15 protein-coding genes are annotated in these 16456 nt (G+C 66.2%); 3 read left to right on the top strand and 12 right to left on the bottom strand.

Annotated features, from left to right (window positions below; genetic code table 11):
• Positions 1 to 15: 15 nt before the first annotated feature.
• The 5 genes from lpqB to ACKFR8_RS12225 form a co-directional block, all read right to left on the bottom strand.
• The gene (gene lpqB, locus ACKFR8_RS12245) at positions 16 to 1752 is read right to left on the bottom strand and encodes an MtrAB system accessory lipoprotein LpqB (RefSeq protein WP_408930213.1); all 1737 of its coding nucleotides are present in this window, start codon (positions 1750 to 1752) and stop codon (positions 16 to 18) included.
• Entirely contained in the window at positions 1749 to 3521 is a 1773-nt protein-coding gene (gene mtrB / locus ACKFR8_RS12240) for an MtrAB system histidine kinase MtrB (protein WP_408931020.1), read from the bottom strand. The genes lpqB and mtrB overlap by 4 nt, the downstream gene beginning before the upstream one ends.
• Before the next feature lie 69 nt (positions 3522 to 3590).
• Positions 3591 to 4277 carry an MtrAB system response regulator MtrA gene (mtrA, locus tag ACKFR8_RS12235; RefSeq protein ID WP_408930212.1) on the bottom strand — a complete coding sequence of 229 codons (687 nt, stop codon included), beginning with the start codon at positions 4275 to 4277 and terminating at the stop codon, positions 3591 to 3593.
• A 12-nt stretch (positions 4278 to 4289) separates the two neighbouring features.
• Positions 4290 to 4925 (bottom strand): dTMP kinase, encoded by a 636-nt coding sequence (locus ACKFR8_RS12230; RefSeq protein WP_408930211.1) that lies wholly within the window; start codon positions 4923 to 4925, stop codon positions 4290 to 4292.
• Between the two features lie 135 nt (positions 4926 to 5060).
• A complete protein-coding gene (locus ACKFR8_RS12225; RefSeq protein ID WP_296132845.1) occupies positions 5061 to 5411 on the bottom strand; it encodes a DUF4259 domain-containing protein in 351 nt (116 codons plus the stop codon).
• A gap of 304 nt (positions 5412 to 5715) precedes the next feature.
• Here ACKFR8_RS12225 and ACKFR8_RS12220 point away from each other — a divergent pair, with 304 nt between their 5' ends.
• Positions 5716 to 6654: a hypothetical protein gene (locus ACKFR8_RS12220; RefSeq protein ID WP_296132843.1), complete on the top strand. Its 939-nt coding sequence runs from the start codon at positions 5716 to 5718 to the stop codon at positions 6652 to 6654.
• An 80-nt stretch (positions 6655 to 6734) separates the two neighbouring features.
• Here the strand turns inward: ACKFR8_RS12220 and manA are convergent, their stop codons facing one another.
• Entirely contained in the window at positions 6735 to 7964 is a 1230-nt protein-coding gene (gene manA / locus ACKFR8_RS12215; protein ID WP_296132841.1) for a mannose-6-phosphate isomerase, class I, read from the bottom strand.
• A 9-nt stretch (positions 7965 to 7973) separates the two neighbouring features.
• Positions 7974 to 8927, bottom strand: coding sequence for an exopolyphosphatase (locus ACKFR8_RS12210; RefSeq protein ID WP_306506983.1), 954 nt, complete (start codon positions 8925 to 8927; stop codon positions 7974 to 7976).
• 29 nt (positions 8928 to 8956) lie between these two features.
• Here ACKFR8_RS12210 and cobA point away from each other — a divergent pair, with 29 nt between their 5' ends.
• A complete protein-coding gene (gene cobA / locus ACKFR8_RS12205) occupies positions 8957 to 9685 on the top strand; it encodes a uroporphyrinogen-III C-methyltransferase (protein ID WP_296132837.1) in 729 nt (242 codons plus the stop codon).
• Here cobA and ACKFR8_RS12200 read toward each other — a convergent pair.
• Genes ACKFR8_RS12200 through ACKFR8_RS12185 form a run of 4 tightly spaced genes read right to left on the bottom strand, consistent with a single transcriptional unit; the run spans position 9682 to position 13374 of the window.
• The gene (locus ACKFR8_RS12200; protein WP_408930210.1) at positions 9682 to 10713 is read right to left on the bottom strand and encodes a sulfite exporter TauE/SafE family protein; all 1032 of its coding nucleotides are present in this window, start codon (positions 10711 to 10713) and stop codon (positions 9682 to 9684) included. The genes cobA and ACKFR8_RS12200 overlap by 4 nt on opposite strands.
• A complete protein-coding gene (locus tag ACKFR8_RS12195) occupies positions 10706 to 11404 on the bottom strand; it encodes a sirohydrochlorin chelatase (RefSeq protein WP_408930209.1) in 699 nt (232 codons plus the stop codon). The genes ACKFR8_RS12200 and ACKFR8_RS12195 overlap by 8 nt, the downstream gene beginning before the upstream one ends.
• A 24-nt stretch (positions 11405 to 11428) precedes the next feature.
• The gene (locus ACKFR8_RS12190; RefSeq protein ID WP_408930208.1) at positions 11429 to 11707 is read right to left on the bottom strand and encodes a hypothetical protein; all 279 of its coding nucleotides are present in this window, start codon (positions 11705 to 11707) and stop codon (positions 11429 to 11431) included.
• Positions 11704 to 13374: a nitrite/sulfite reductase gene (locus ACKFR8_RS12185; protein WP_408930207.1), complete on the bottom strand. Its 1671-nt coding sequence runs from the start codon at positions 13372 to 13374 to the stop codon at positions 11704 to 11706. The genes ACKFR8_RS12190 and ACKFR8_RS12185 overlap by 4 nt, the downstream gene beginning before the upstream one ends.
• Before the next feature lie 231 nt (positions 13375 to 13605).
• Here ACKFR8_RS12185 and ACKFR8_RS12180 point away from each other — a divergent pair, with 231 nt between their 5' ends.
• Entirely contained in the window at positions 13606 to 14958 is a 1353-nt protein-coding gene (locus ACKFR8_RS12180; protein WP_296132827.1) for an FAD-dependent oxidoreductase, read from the top strand.
• Between the two features lie 129 nt (positions 14959 to 15087).
• On the opposite strand, the gene ACKFR8_RS12175 is transcribed toward ACKFR8_RS12180, so the two are convergent.
• The gene (locus ACKFR8_RS12175) at positions 15088 to 16455 is read right to left on the bottom strand and encodes a phosphomannomutase/phosphoglucomutase (protein ID WP_296132825.1); all 1368 of its coding nucleotides are present in this window, start codon (positions 16453 to 16455) and stop codon (positions 15088 to 15090) included.
• Position 16456: the final 1 nt, after the last annotated feature.

Genomic DNA, 16456 nt, shown 5'->3' with positions numbered 1-16456 from the left:
CCACTCTAGCGCTGGCTAGCGTGCCACGATGGGGGACGAGCGCACGCCCTGCAAGCCATCCACCTCGCGCCAATAGGACGACGAGGAGCCGCCGGCCGGCAGCTGCAAGAGGGCGTGGGAGTCCGTGACGTAAAGCGTCGACGGCGAGGCCGCCACCGCCACGACCGGGGCGGTGATATTGCCCGTCGGCAGCGTCGTGGAGGAGGAGCCGTCCTGCTCAATGCGCCACACCGGAGAATTCGACGACGAGGTGCCCACCAGGAGCGATCCATCGGCCTGCCAGTCCAGGGACAGCGCGGAACCGGTCAGTTCCGGGCCGACGCGGTGCACGTTGACGATGCGCCGCTCGCCCGACGTCGCACGCGCGACCACGCCGGTGTAGATGCTGCCGTTGATGATCATGGCTACGCGCGCACCCGTGGCGGAGAGGCGGAGGACGGAAATCTCGCCCTCGATGTCCTCCAGCTCGGACATGTCCACCTCGGAGGTGGAGAGTTCACCGGTGGCCGGCGAACGCGTCACCCGTACCACGCGGTCACCGTCGATGACGGTCCACGCCACCTGGCCGCTATTTTCAAATGTCGGCCGCGCCAGGGTCTTGCCCTTAATGGAGTTCTCCAGGTTCTGCCCCAGCTTGCCCATGGCTAGCTGCGACTCCTCCTCGGAGCGCTTGCGCACGGCGGCCACCACGCCCTCGTCGGAGACGTCCGCAGACTGAATGTCGTGAATCTGCCCGGCAGATCCGCTCACCTCGGCGCTGCCCTCGGACGAAACCTCCAGCAGCGATCCGTCGTTCACGGCGTAGAGGGTCGAGACCGTCTGGGCGGAATCCTCGGGGTTGAATTCCGCGAAGTCATCGATGGTCATCTCTTCCATGCCATCGACGAGTGGGCTGCCATCGATGGTCGCGCGCACTGAGTTCGCCGCCTCTGCGTTGTTGAGCGTCCAGACCAGCTGCGCCGCGAACTTCAGGCGATCCTCTTGGGACATGCCGGCCATGCCGCCGAATTCGTACACCCCGTCGTTGAGGCCCAGGAAGGTGGCATCCTTCGGGATCGGGCTGGACACCGCCGGCGCAATATCGGAGGACGGGCCCTGCAGCAGCAGGGTGACCAGCTCCGCGGCGATGGAGTCCTTGCCGCTGTAAAGCCAGCGGCGGTCCGCCACCAGCAGGCGCTGGGTGGAGTCGAAGAAGTACAGCGACTGCGGGCGGTAGCGGTTGCGTAGCTCGGTGCGCTCAATCACCGCACCCGTCGGCAGGTCCGTGATGCGCCACTGCCCGTCGAACTGGCGCAAGCGCACCGTGGCCTCCAGGCGCGAGTTATCGGGCACGTACGCGCCGCCATCGGCCAAGCGGCCGATGATGTTGCCGCGCACGGAATATTCCAGCTCGCCGTCCTCCATCTTGGAGGTCACCAGGTCCAGGGAGTCCACGACCAGTACCGTGCTGGTGGGGTCCCACGATTCCGAGATGTCCGAGGACAAAAAGGTGCGCGCCGCGGCGTAGTTGCCCACGGGGATGGCCGCGGCGGAATAAAAGTCACGAACCAGCAGGTCCGGCTCGCTGTTGGTGCGCGGCTCCACCACGGCGTCATCGGCGCGATCGTGCGGCTCAAAGGAACCGATGACCTGCGGGTCCGTATCGTGCGGCAGGGTGGAACACCCCACCAGCGCGGTCAAGGAGACACAGCTGAGCACGGCCAGAGTGCCGCAGGTAGTACTCCTCAGCCGTGGGTGCACTGCGCGGGTCATCGCTGCGCCTCCTCATCGAACTCGGGGACACTGTTCTGGTTGAAAGGCGCCTCCTCGGCTACCGGGCCACGGCCCTGGCGCTCGGAGGGCCACACGATTCCGGCAGCGTCCGCGATGGCTGCCGTGCTTTCCGACGCCTCCCCGGGCTCACTCGCGGCCGTGTACGTGTCTGAGCCGTCTGCCGAATTCGGGGCCGGCGCAGCCTCGGCGGTGCTCGAAGCGGTGGCGCCGTCTTCTCCCACCGGAAGCGCTGCCTGGGAGGTGGTCTTCGGCGGTGTCGCTCCGGGCAGGACCAGGGCAATCGGCTCGGACTCCACGGTCGCACCCGGAGTGCGCGGCAGGATGAGGCGGAAGCGCGAGCCGACGCCGAACTCTCCCACCGCGTCGAGGGTGCCGCCGTGCAGGACCGCGTCCTCGCGGGCGATGGCCAGGCCCAGGCCGGTGCCGCCGGAGTGGCGCTTGCGGGAAGAATCCGCACGCCAGAAGCGGTTGAACACCAGCTCCTCCTGTCCCTCCTTGAGGCCCACGCCGGAGTCGGTGACGGCGATCCCCACGGCGTCGTCAGTCGCGGCAATGTCCACCGTCACCGGGTTTCCCTCCGAGTGGTCGATGGCGTTGGCCAGGAGGTTGCGCAGGATGCGCTCGACACGGCGGGAATCGCATTCCACGGACACGGGCTCCTCTGGGGCGTTGACGCGAATCTCCACACCGAGCTCGCCTGCCAGGTGCGCCACCTGGCTCATGGCCGAGTCGACGCACGAGCGAATGTCGATAGAGGCCGTGGACAGGTCTGCCACGCCGGCGTCGTGGCGGGAAATCTCCAGCAGGTCCGCAAGCAGCTCCTCGAAGCGGTCGAGCTCATTGATGAGCAGCTCCGTCGAGCGCTTGGTGTAGGGGCTGAAATCATCGGCGTCGGCCGCAATGACGTCGGCAGCCATGCGCACCGTAGTCAAAGGCGTGCGCAGCTCATGGGAGACGTCGGAGGTGAACTGGCGCTGCAAGTCGCCGTACTCCTCCAACTGGGTAATCTGCCGGGACAACGTGTCCGCCATGTCATTGAAGGAGGACGCCAGGCGGCCCATCTCGTCGTCCGAGTTGACGACCATGCGCTCGCGCAGGTGCCCGGCCGCCAGGCGCTGCGCAATGCGGGAGGCGGAGCGAATCGGGGTGATGACCTGCTGGGTGGCCAGCCAGGCAATGCCCACGAGCAGGACCACGACGACGACACCTGCAGCCGACAGGAGGCCGCGCATCAGCGCCATGGTGGATTCCTCCGACTCCATGGACATCACCAGGTACACCTGGGTATTGGGGATATCGCTCTCGATGGGCGTGCCCATCATCAGCGCGTTATACGTGGCTCCCGATTGCTGGTCCACCTGGGCGTATTGCTGCACAATCTGACCCTGGCTCACCAGCTGACGCATGCTCTCCGGGATGCGGTAGCCCTCCGGGGAGGTTGTTGCCGTGCCATCCCCGTTGTCAACGACCACCACCGGCTCATAGGCCGCCTGCGCGTCGTTTTGCTGGGCGGACATCTGCCCCAAGGCAGCGCGGGCGGAGTTGATGCGCACCTGCGTGGAGTTCGCGGTACCGGTCGCATCGATCTGCTGCTCCACGGCCACGCGGGCGCGCTCCAGCTCCTGGAACGCGGCGTCCTCCTTCTGGCTCACCAGGCGCTGGGTGAGCACGGAGACCAAGGCATACGCCAAAATCAACATGACCACCGCGGAGGCCACCAGAATCATGCCAATGACGCGTGTCTGCAGGGAGGTGCGCCAGCGCTCAGCGACGGTCCCCTGTACCCGCCTTAACCATCCAAAGATAACGGCAGTCCTTTACTCGCCGACTTTTCCGGTCTTGTAGCCCACGCCGCGCACAGTCAGCACGATGTGCGGGTCTTCGGGGTCGTGCTCGATCTTGGCGCGCAGGCGCTGCACGTGCACGTTCACCAAGCGCGTATCCGACGCGTGGCGGTAGCCCCAGACGGATTCCAGCAGCGCTTCGCGCGTGTGGACCTGGCCGGGCTTGCGCGCCATCTCCAGTAGCAGGTCAAACTCCAGCGGCGTCAGCGAAATCTCCCCGCCGCCCTTGCGGGTGACGGTGTGCTCCGGGACGTCGATCAGCAGGTCGCCCACCTCGATCATCTCGCTCGACGAGGACTCCGTGCGGCGCAGACGGGCACGGATGCGAGCGATGAGCTCCTTGGGCTTGAAGGGCTTGGTGATGTAATCATCCGCGCCGGATTCCAGGCCCAGCACCACGTCCACGGTGTCCGTCTTGGCGGTGAGCATCACAATCGGCACGGAGGATTCGGTGCGGATGGCGCGGCAAATGTCCACGCCGTTCATGCCCGGGAGCATGAGGTCCAGCAGAATCAGATCCGGGTCGTGTTCACGAAAGGCAGGGATGGCCTCATTGCCATCATTGACGGCAATGGGGTCAAGGCCCTCTGCTTCCAGCACGATGGTGAGCATTTCGGCAATTGCCGGGTCATCATCCACGACCAAGATTTTCGGTGCCACGTTGCTGTTCTCCTAGTTGTTGACCTGCAGGGACCCCGCCAGGAGATCCTTGACTGATTGGATAATCATATCGGCATCGGCGGTGGCGATCCACCGCCCCGCCCACTGCTGGGCCGCCAAGCGCCGGTACGCGGCTGCCGTGCGCGCCTGCAGCCCGGCGTCGCGCTCGTAGCGGTCGCGCGTGCGGTTTTCGTTCTCGGCCGCTCGGCTCACCGCGCGCCGCCCCGCCTCCTCGACGTCCGTGTCGAGGAAAATCTGCAGCTGTGGCACCGGCAGCCCGAAGCGCCCGAACTCTAGGTCATACACCCAGTCCACCACGGACTCCTCGCCCACGCGGGCGGCGGAGTAGGCGGCATTAGAGGCCACGTAGCGGTCCAAGATGAGCAGGGAGTCCTTACTCGCCGCGGCCTCCTCGAGCTGCTGCTTGGCGCCTAAGCGGTCGAGGGCAAAGAGCGTAGCCATGCCGTAGGCCGAATCGGTGAGGTCCCCCATGCGCCCGTAGAGCGCCTCCTGCGCTAGTTGCGCGTGGACCGAGTCCTCGTAGCGGGGAAAGCCTAGGACCTCGACCGGGCAGTCGACTTCGCGGCGCAGGCGCTGGGTGACGGTGTTCTTTCCGGCGCCGTCGATTCCTTCAATACTGATCAGCATGCGTGTGTTTAGCCTCGTTCTGGTGGGGTTCCGCGGGGGCTTGACAGCAGCCCGGGCCGCCGAGCATACCCGTGCGTGTACTCCGCGCCCTGCGTGGGCTCCGTCGGTCTCCTTGTGGAATCCTCAGGGGCTCTTCTAGGACAGCGCCTCGATGAAGGCCTCAAGGTCGTAGTCTTCCTCCACGCTCTCCAGCAGCTCGAGCGCGTGTTCATTGAGCGTCTCACTGCCGGACCCCGCCAGGTCACGGATGAAGGGGTAGTCCTCCACCACGTCGCCGGCGCTGAACGGCGCACCGCTCCAGATGGCGGCGATGGTAGCGGCGGCAAGCGCGATGCGGCGCTCCTCGTCGCCCTGCTCCTCACCGGAAACGGCCAGCGCGCAGGCATCCTCCACGGCGGCGACGGCTTCGTCGTCCAAGTCTGCGATTTCGTCAAGAAACTCGACGACGGCCTCGTCGCTGAAGATGTCCTCATCCCATGAGCTCATTGGTTTCTCCTTAGTTATCGGAAGTGTTGGTCCACCTGGAAAGCAAGCGCGGTATCTCAACCAATTACTACCATTCTTTACTCCTCTCCACGCGGCCCCTCCACCTCGAGCTCCCCTCAGCCCTCTGCGCAGCGCCCCGCACACGCCCTCTTAGCAGGTTCTGCCCGCACGCATAAATCTGCCAAATCCCTGTGCCCCGGCTGTGTCAACGCGAGGATTACATGGTGAACCGTAGATTTTGTTGACATTCGTGCTATCGTTGTTATCGACTTGTGACCTTTGGCCCGCAGAAAGGAGATGTGCCATGACCAGCTCTACTCGCCGCATGATGACGTTCGTGGCAGTAGGTCTCCTCTGCGCGCTGGCCCTAGGGGTCATCGTGTGGCGCATGAGCGCGCCCTCTTCCCCCGTCGTCGTGGCGGAGCAGGCCTCCACTGAGACGGCGCATTCCTCCAGCGCTCGGGCGACCTCTTCCACGCAGCACACCTACACCACGACGTCGACGACGCCGGAGCCTAAGACCTCCCAGAACTCCACTCTGGCGGCCGGCGGCAACGCAGGAATCGTTAACGATCCGTACCTGGCGCCCAACGCGGTGTTCGACCGCACGGAGCCGGCGGAACCGACGGCCGTCTACCGCCCGGATAACGTCTCCTCCCTGCAGCAGAACTGGCAGCAGGGCCAGCAAAACCAGCAGGCCCCGCAGAGTCCGACTGCTCAGCAGAACCAGCAGAATCAGCAGAACCCGCAACCCCAGCCGGGAACTCTGGGCACGACCACACCGGCGCCGAGCACGCCGTCTGGCCCGCCGTCCACCTCCGCGCCGGCTACGCAGACTGGACCGAACGAACCGACCGAGAACAACAACCACAACAAGTCTGATGACTCCGCTGGAAACGTGGAGCCCTCCACCCCGGAGGGCAACTCCGCGGCGCCGACCCCCAGCGCCCCGATGGAGCCGCAGAACGAGCCGATTGGCCCTGCCAACAACGACTCGCAGCCGAACACGCAGCCTTCTGCGCAGTCTCAACCGGCCGCGAACGCCGCCCCGCAGAGCACACCGTCCCCCGTCGCTGCACCAGCCGCCGCGGCCCTGGCTCCTGACGGGTTGCCGGAGCTTGCGCAGTTCACCGCGCCGAGCGAGGAGTCTGGGAGCGACTCCCAGGCCTCCAAGTCCAACGAGGCACCGACTCCCGAAGCACCAACTGAGGCCGCCCCCACCGGACTGGAACCTACTGAATAGGCCCGCTGAATAAGACCAAAGGGCCCCCGCATTGCTTCTGCGGGGAGCCCTTCTCGTTTATTTTCTTCTTCGGCGCCTGCTTAGACGCGCGCGATGAAGACCTGCGCGGAATCCGCGCCGGCGGCGGTGACCGTCGCTGCGGGATCGTTCGCGGGCAACCACGCCGCGTGGCCCGCGGTCAGGTCCACGGATTCGCCGGCGGAGTTGCGCAGGTTCGCTGCGCCCCCGGTGCACAGCACGATGACGGGGCCGTCGAAGTCCACGTCGAGGGACTCCTCGCCGGCGAGCTCCACGCGGTCGAGCGCGAACTCGTCGATGGGCACCGGGTAGGACCATGCCTGCGCACCGTGCGCGGCCTCCGCGTCCGCCTTATCCTCCTGCGGCACGCGCGGGTCCGCGGCGGCGGAATAGGTCAGGACCTTGACCAGCTCGGGGACATCCACAAACTTCGGGGTCAATCCGCCGCGCAGGACGTTGTCGGAGTTCGCCATGATCTCCACGCCGAGGCCGGAGACGTAAGCATGCAGCTGGCCGGCGTCGAGGTACACGGCCTCGCCCGGCTGCAGCACCACGTGGTTGAGCAGGAGTGCGCCGAGCACGCCGATGTCTCCCGGGTACTGCTCATTGAGCTTGGCCACCGTTCCCATCACGGTGCCCATCCACTCTTCGTCGGCGCCGCGCTCCTGAAGGCGCTCGCCGGCGGCCACGATGGCGGCGATGAGCTCCTTGCGCTTGGCACCGGGGATGGTGATCCAGGTGGTAAACAGCGCGCGAAGGTTGTCGCCTTCAGCCGCGGGATCGTCGGCCAGCATGCCCTCGTAGTGGTTCAGCTCCTCGCACTCCAGGGCCGCGAAGAGGCGGCGGGTCTGCTCCAGCGGACGGAAGCCGGCCATGGCGTAGAACTCCGTGAGGGCCACGATGAGTTCCGGCTTGTGGTTGTCGTCCTTGTAGTTGCGGTTCGAGGCCGTCAGCTCAATCCCGGCCTCGTTCTCGCGGGCAAACCCTTCCTCCGCCTGCGCCTTGGAGGGGTGCGCCTGCAAAGACAGCGGCTCCGCCGCGGCCAGGATCTTGAGCAGGAACGGCAGGCGCGAGCCATAGTCGCCGGAAACCCGGGCACCGATCTGGCCTTCCGGGTCCGCCGCGATGATGTCATCGAGGCGCGTGCCGTCCACGGTGGACGGGTCGGCGGGGTGGGCACCGAACCACAGCTCCGCCACGGGGCTGTCAGACTCCGGCTGTCCCAGCAGGGACGGGATCAACGTGCGCGAGCCCCAGGAGTAATTGCGGGTGGCGCTGTCAAGCAACTGCATAGAAAACCTCTATTTCACGTCATAGGCGGTCGCGGCGTAACTCCGCGTGATGAGCTGCAGCGCGCGGGCCAGATCACCGGACTCGGGGTCGGCGCTCGCTGCAGCGAAAGAATGGGGCAGGTTCGCCTCCTCCTGTCCCCATAAAACAATTTTCAAGGGTACCAAAGGCTCCTCAGATTCGAACGGATCATAGAAGATGTCGCGGGGAGCGTTCTCCACGAGTGGACCCAGCCCCTCGGCGTCCACCACGGTTCCGCCCAGCCCATGGGCCGCCCACACCGCGCCGGCCATCCGCGCAACCAGCGCTCCCAGGTGAACGCGCGTGCGCTCCTCGGAGAATAGATAGGAATCCGGCCCGCTGCTGTGCACCACGTGCCCGCCTTCGGTGAATTCGCGCAGGGCACGTCCCGGATTCGTTGTGGAATCTCGCTGCGGGGAAAGGGCCTCGATTTCCCGGTCCACCGCGTCGGCCACGTCCTCAAGGCGGCGCGCCACCAACTCGGGGTCCTCGGAGAGCACGGCGTGTACGGCGTGCAGCGCGGCGATGTCGCGCACTGGGGAGCGGCCCTGCGTGGTGGGCAAGGTGTCGATGACGAGGGTGTCCTCGGGCGGTTCCTCCACGGTCCCGACGAGGATGGTGGTGGCACCCCGGCGGTCTGCGGTGACGAGGGCGCGCTCGAGCCAGGGGCTCTCCCCGACTGCCACGACGACATCAAGTGCACCGGTGAAGCGGGGCAGGGACTCGGCGACGACCACGGGGACCTCAGCTGGCTCTGCGAGTCCCGCGGCCACGTGGGCGGCGGCCCGGGCAATTTGATCGGCGGCGAGCACGACAAGGCTGCGCGGCTGCATGCCACCCACCGCACGGGCCAGGGTGGGAACCGCCGCGGCCACGAGCCGGGCTTGGGCGCCTTCGTGTGCGGCGTCGAAGAAGCGGACGGTTTCGGGGTCGTAGGAAGTCATAGGCCCGAGCATAGCTAGGATGAATGGGCATGAGCATTCACCCGGTCATCCTCGTCGGCGGCGGCCCGGGCGCCTGGGATCTCATCACGGTGCGCGGCCAGCGCGCGCTGCAGTCCGCGGAGGTCATCGTGGCGGATCACCTGGGCCCCACCGCGCAGCTGGATAAGTTGTGTGACGTTGACGCCAAGGAGCTTATCGACGTCTCCAAGATCCCCTACGGCAGGCAAGTGGCCCAGGAGCGTATCAACGAGATTCTCATCGACCATGCTCTGGCCGGGCGCCGGGTGGTGCGCCTCAAGGGCGGGGACCCGTACGTGTTCGGGCGCGGCTTTGAGGAGCTCACCGCGCTGGCTCAGGCCGGCGTGCCCGTGGAGGTCGTCCCCGGGGTGACCTCGGCGGTGGCGGTCCCGGCGCTGGCGGGCACGCCGGTTACCCACCGCGGGATGGTGCACGCCTTCACGGTGGTCTCTGGCCACCTGCCTCCCGGGCACCCCAAGTCCCTGGTGGATTGGGCGGCGCTGGCGCGCTCCGGGGCGACCCTCTCCGTCATCATGGGAGTAAAGAATGCCGGCGCCATTGCCGCGGCGCTGATCGACGCCTCCCGGGACCCCCGCACCCCCGTCCGCATCATCCAAGAAGGCTCCCTGGATGGCGAGCGCACCTTTAGCTGCGAGCTGGCCCAGCTCGGCGCCACGATGGAGGATAATGCGGTAAAGCCCCCAGCGGTCATTGTGATTGGTGACGTCGCCGGGCTCTAGCCCCGGCCGCCAGCGGTAACGGACGCTGTCTGGTCAGTAGCGTTCGCCTCGGCAGGAGAGCTCGGCTCGGTCGAGGAGACGACTCGGCTGCCGCCGTGTTGGCCGCCGTGCTCCCGCGCGGTCCCCGGCTGTGCTTGCGCACTCCCCTCCTGCTTTTCCACGAGCTTTTCTAAGCGCTTGCGGCGCCGCGTTGCCCACACGGTGAGGCCGACGCCCGCCACCAGTACGGCGACCTGCAGGCCCACGATAACCGCGTGCGGCAGCAGCCAGCCCAGCGCCCGCGGTAGGTTGAGCGCCACGATGGCGGTGCCCACGAACCCGCCCAACAGGGTGGGATTGATGCGGGAGATAAGCCACGCTGCCACGGGTGCGGTGATGGTGCCGCCGATGAGTAGTGCTGCTACCGCCGCCGCGTTCGCCACGATCTCGTCCCACAGGCCCACGATGAATCCTGCCGTCGCGCCGAATGTGACGAGGAACTCCGCGGTGTTGACCGTGCCGACAATGCGCCGGGGCTGCTCGCGGCCCACCGCTAGCAGCGTCGAGGTCGAGATGGGACCCCAGCCGCCGCCACCGGAGGCATCGATGAAGCCACCCACCACTCCCAGACCGGCAAGGAACGGGGTGGAATGCCTTCTGCGGGGTGCCGACTCCGCACGCGGGCGCAGGCGAGAAAAGCGCCACACCAGGTTCAGGCCCATGGCGATGAGGATGGCGGAGGTCACGGGTGCCGCGGCCTCCAGGGAAAGGTTTGAGAGCACCGTCGCGCCCAGAAACGCGGAAAGCCCGCCGGGCACGCCAAGCTTGAGAACGGTGGGCCAATGCACGTTGCCAAAACGCCAGTGGCTAATTCCAGAGACCAGTGTGGTGCCCAGCTCCGAGGTGTGGACCACGGCCGAGGCCGTCGCCGGTCCTAAGCCGGCGAGCAGCAGGATCGTCGTGGAGGTCACGCCGAAGCCCATGCCAATGCCGCCGTCGACAAGCTGGGCCGCGGCACCCGCGAGGGCAATGAGGATGAGGCTACGCATGCGCCACCTCCTCGAAGCGTCGGGCCACAATCCCTGCCAGATCCTCCCCCAGCGGGGGCAGCACCGTGCGGTGCGGGGATGATTGATCGTTTGCCGAGGGCTTGGTGAGGCGGTCTAGCAGCAGCCCGGGGCTGACGGAGAGCGGCACGACCACCTCACGGGTAGCGCCTTCTCCGTGGGCTGCTTCGTGCCCAGTGGCAGTCGCCGGTGCTGGCTGCGTGGCGAAGGACACCTCGGCGGCGCAGCCGGTCAGCTCGCCCACGCGGCGGGCAAGTTGCGCCACGACGGCGTTGGCGCGCGCATCGGAGGAGCCGACAGAGTAGACCACGACCTTCTGCGCTCCGGCCGGGACCCGCTGCGCCAGCAGCTGGGCCATGTCCTCGCCGGTTCCCAGGCCGCGCGCGCGGTGCAGGGTGAGGCCGGACTCGGCGGCAGCGCTGTTCAGTGCGGCGGGGACATCGACGCGCTGGTGGTATCCCTCAGTGAACAACAGGGGCACCACCACGGCTTCGCGCACGCCCTGCGCGGCGAGGTCGCGGGCCGCGGCCCCCAGCGCTGGGGCGGAGAATTCTAGATGCGCGGCGGCTGCCGGAACGCCGGCTTTGTCGCCGGCGGCGCGGGTTAACGCCTCCACGCTCGCCGCCGCCTCCGGGTGGCGCGAGCCGTGCGACAGGGTAATCAGTGCGGTCATGGTGGCCTTCCTCAAATACAGTGCTTAGGCCTCGGGGGTTTCGGGGGCTTGGTGAGCCTGGGGCGCGGTGGAATGCCCGCGCCGAGCCAGGGAGCGCTTGAGCGCCTCGTTGGCGGATACCGCCGGCGCGGGGGCCACGGGGGCGTCGTCCTGGCCGTGGAAGCGCAGCGAGAAGATGCGCAGGCACTCCTGGCACTTCCAGGCAAAGTCGTCTTCCTCATCCGGGAAGAGGTCAGTGCCGGCGCAATAGGGGCAGTAGGCCGGGTGGTTGCGGTTCGGGTTGGGGGTGCGGCGGAAATTCACTGGAGATCCTCGTCGTCGGCACGCAGGACCCAGTGGCGGAACTGCTCGCCGTCCTCGCGCTGCTCCTTGTACTTGTTGACCAGGCGGATGACGTAGTCCGGAACTTCGTCAGCCACCACCTTGTGGCCGCGCAGCTTCCGGCCCCAGTCCGGAGAGAGGCCGAGCGCGCCGCCGAGGTGCACCTGGAAGCCTTCCACGCGGTTGCCGTCGGCGTCGGTGACGATCTGGCCCTTGAGTCCGATATCGGAGACCTGCGAGCGCGCGCAGGCGTTGGGGCAGCCGTTGAGCGCGATGGAGATCGGGACATCGAGGTCACCCAAGGTGTCCTCCAGGATGTCGACGAGCTCGATGGCACGGGCTTTGGTGGTCACGTGCGCCAGCTTGCAGAACTCCAGGCCGGTGCAGGAAATGACGCCGCGGCGGAACTCGGAAGGCTGGGAATACAGGCCGGTCTCATCCAGCGCGCGGGAGAGCGCCGGAATGTCCTCTTCCTCCACGTCAAGGAAGAGCAGCTCCTTCATCGGGGTGGTGCGGATGCGAGTGATGCCGAACTTCTCGGCCACGTCGGCGATGGCAATGAGCTGCTCGCCGGTGGCATGGCCCACGGTGGGCTTGACGCCGACGTAAAACTTGCCGTCCTGCTGGCGGTGCACGCCCAGGTGATCGCGGGTACCGGGGGCGACGGGGAGCGGGGTGCCGTCGAGAAGCGGCTCCTCCAGGTATTCCTCCTCCAGAGCCTTTCGGAACTTCTCAATGCCCCACTGCGCCACCAGGAACTTCAGGCGGGCGCGGTTGCGGTTGCGGCGGAAGCCGTAATCGCGGAAGATGCGGGCCACGCCGGCCCAGACCTCCGGGACGCGCTCAAGCGGGATCCAGGCTCCCAGGGACTGCGAGAGCATTGGGTTGGTGGACAGGCCGCCGCCCACGAAGCAGTCAAAACCCGGGCCGTACTCAGGGTGCTCGGCGCCGACGAAGGCGATGTCCTGAATCTCGTGCGTGACGTCCTGGCGGGCATTGCCGGAAATGGCGGTCTTGAACTTGCGCGGGAGGTTGTGGAACTCCTCGCGCGGAAGATAGTTGTTCTTGATCTCCTCGATGGCCGGGGTGGCGTCAATGATCTCATCGGCAGCCACGCCCGCCACGGGGGAACCAAGAATGACGCGGGGAACGTCGCCGCAGCCCAGCAGGGTATCCAGGCCAACGGAGCGCAGCTTCTCCCAGATGGCGGGGACGTTCTCAATTTCGATCCAGTGCAGCTGGATGTTCTGGCGGTCGGTGAAGTCCGCGGTAGAGCGGACATAATCCCGGGAAATCTCCCCCACCGCGCGCAGCTTCGCCGGATTGGCGCGGCCGCCGTCGAAGCGCACGCGCATCATGAAGTACTCATCCTGCAGCTCAGCGTTGGTGAGCTTGGAGGTCATCTCCCCGCCCAGGTTCTGGTTGCGCTGGGTGTACAGTCCCAGCCACTTAAAGCGCGGGGCCAGGTCTTCTGCGGGGATGGAGGAAAATCCCTCCTTGGAGTAGATGTCGATCACGCGCTGGCGCACGGCGAGGGCCTCGTCCGCCTGCTTGATCTCCTCGTCAGCGTTGAGCGGTGTGGTGCCGTCGATCTTCCACTGGCCTTCCGGCTTCTTCGCGCGCAGCTTTCGCTGTGTGGCGGTGGTCATAGTCTGCTGCCTTTCGTTGGATACTGAAAACCTACCGGTCTAGACGAAACAGACAAAGCAGTCTTTTTTATTTGCAGTGGAATATGCAAAGCACGCTGCGTCTATGCCACAATGATTCCCGAATGTAATTAGAAAAAGTTGCTCAGACACCAGACTAACCGGTTCAATGAAGCCCACGCTCTTTAAAGAACTAAACTTTCGTTAGTTAGCACTCCACTCCGAAAGGTCATCATGACTCAGCAGCCCCTGAAAGTAGCCGTCATCGGCGCCGGCCCGGCCGGCATCTACGCCTCCGACATCCTGGTGAAGAAGACCGGCGGCAACGTTGAGATCGATCTCATCGAGCAGATGCCGGCCCCCTTCGGCCTCATCCGCTACGGCGTGGCCCCGGACCACCCGCGCATCAAGGGCATTGTTAACTCCCTGCACCGCGTGCTCGACACCGAGCAGATCCGCCTGCTGTCCAACATCACCGTTGGCCGCGACGTCACCGTCTCCGAACTGGAGGAATACTACGACGCCATCGTCTTTGCCACCGGCGCCGTAGCAGACCGCGGCATGCAGATCCCGGGCTCCGACCTCGAGGGCATCCACGGTGCGGGCGAGTTCGTCGGCTTCTACGACGGCAACCCACGCTTCGAGCGCTCCTGGGACCTCTCCGCTAAGGAAGTAGCCGTCATCGGCGTGGGCAACGTGGGCCTGGACGTGGCCCGCATCCTGGCCAAGACTGGCGACGAGCTCAAGGAATCCACCGAGATCTCGGATAACGTCTACGAGTCCCTGGCCAAGAACCAGGCCACCACCGTGCGAGTCTTCGGCCGCCGCGGCCCGGCGCAGGCCAAGTTCACCCCACTGGAGCTCAAGGAGCTCGACCACTCCCCGACCATCAACGTGGTGGTGGACCCGGAGGACATCGACTACGACGAGGCCTCCCTCAAGGCCCGCGAAGAAGCCAAGTCCTGCGACTTGGTCTGCCAGACGCTGGAGGGCTACGCCATTCGCGAACCCAAGGACGCACCGCACACCCTGCAGATCCACCTCTTCGAGCAGCCGGTGGAGTTCATCGGTGAGAACGGCAAGGTCACGGCCGTCAAGACCGAGCGCACCGCGCTCAACGGCGACGGCTCCGTGTCCGGCACCGGCAAGTTCACCGAGTGGCCGGCACAGGCGGTCTACCTGGCCGTGGGCTACCGGTCCGACGCCATTGAGGGCGTGCCCTTCAACACCGAGAAGAACGTCATCAACAACGACGGCGGCCACGTCATTGACCTGGACGGCAACGTAGTCAGCGGCCTCTACACCACCGGCTGGATCAAGCGCGGCCCGGTGGGCCTCATCGGCAACACCAAGTCCGACGCCAACGAGACCATCGCCATGCTGCTGGAGGACAACGAAGCGGGCAACCTCTCTCACGAGCGCGAGGAGGACATCGTCGAGCTCTTCGAGTCCAAGGGCCTGGAGCACCTGACCTGGGAGGGCTGGAAGAAGCTGGACGCCGCCGAGCGCGCCCTGGGTGAGGCCGAGGGCCGCGAGCGCAAGAAGTTCGTCGAGTGGGAAGAGATGGTTCTCAACTCGCGCGGCTAAAGCGCACGCTCAGCGCCTCACTGGCACCTCACCGGTGCTTCACTGGCGCAGTCGGCACAGACACAGCGGGCGCGGGGAGAAAGCACTTACGCTTCTCCCCGCGCCCGCTTGCGCGTTGAGTGAGTTTCTCTAGGCGCGGATGATGCCGAGGACCTCGTCCACGATTGCCTGGACCTCGTCCTCCGTCTTGGCCTCGACGTTGAGGCGCAGCAGCGGCTCCGTATTGGAAGCGCGGACGTTGAACCATGCGTCGGTGTCCTTGAGCTGTACGGTCACGCCATCAAGCTCGTCGACGGACTCAATCTTGTCCGCCAGCTCATCCAGCACGCGCTGCGTGGTGGCCTTCTGGTCCTCTACCGTGGAGTTGATCTCTCCCGAGGCCTCGTAGCGCGAGTACTGCGCCATGAGCTCGCTCAGCGGCTTGTCCTGCTCACCCAGTGCAGCCAGCACGTGCATGGCGGCGAGCATGCCGGAGTCCGCGTTCCAGAACTCCTGGAAGTAGTAGTGAGCGGAGTGCTCGCCACCGAAGACCGCCTTCTCCTTGGCCATCTGGGCCTTGATGAAGGAGTGACCCACGCGGGTGCGCACGGCCTTGCCGCCCTTCTCCGCGATGAGCTCCGGAACCGTCTTCGAGGTAATCAGGTTGTGGATGACGGTGGCGCCCGGGAACTTATCCAGGTAGCGCTCCGCCACCAGCGCGCAGATGGCGGACGGGGACACCGGCTGCCCCTTCTCATCCACCACGAAGCAGCGGTCGGCGTCGCCGTCGAAGGCCAGGCCGATGTCCGCCTTCTGCTCCACCACGAACTTCTGCAGGTCCACCAGGTTCTTCGGGTCCAGCGGGTTGGCCTCGTGGTTGGGGAAGGTGCCGTCCAGCTCGAAGTACAAATCACGCACGTCGAAAGGCAGGCCCTCAAATACGGCCGGGACGGTGTGGCCGCCCATGCCGTTCGCGGCATCCACCGCGACGACGAGCGGGCGGGACTGCTCCAGCGGCACCAAGCCTCGCAGGAATGCCGCGTAATCCGGCAGCACCTCGCGCTCAGTGACGGTCCCCGGCTCGCCATCAAAGGCCGGCGTGCCGTCGATCAGCATGTCCTTGATCTGCTCCAGGCCGGTCTCCTGCCCCACCGGCACCGCACCCGCGCGGCACAGCTTGATGCCGTTGTACTTGGCAGGGTTGTGGGAAGCGGTGAACATTGCGCCAGCACAGTTCAGGTTGCCGGCTGCAAAGTAGAGTTCGTCCGTGGAGGTCAGGCCCAACTGGATGACGTTGATGCCCTGCGCCGCAGCGCCTTCAGCGAAAGCCGCCGCCAGGTCCGGGGAGGACGGGCGCATGTCGTGGCCCACGGCTAGGGTGGTCTCGCCCTCACCGCGGAGGATGGCAGCGTAGGCCGCGCCGGTATCCCGCACAAAGGCTTCATCGATGTCCTCGCCCACGACGCCACGGACGTCATAGGCCTTGATCACTGCATTGAGCTGTTCACGAGTTCGCATA

This window comes from Corynebacterium axilliensis (genome assembly GCF_046097495.1).
Taxonomy (GTDB): Bacteria; Actinomycetota; Actinomycetes; order Mycobacteriales; family Mycobacteriaceae; genus Corynebacterium.
The sequence above is the reverse complement of the archived record's forward strand: the minus strand, read 5'-3'. Positions and strand labels throughout refer to the sequence as shown.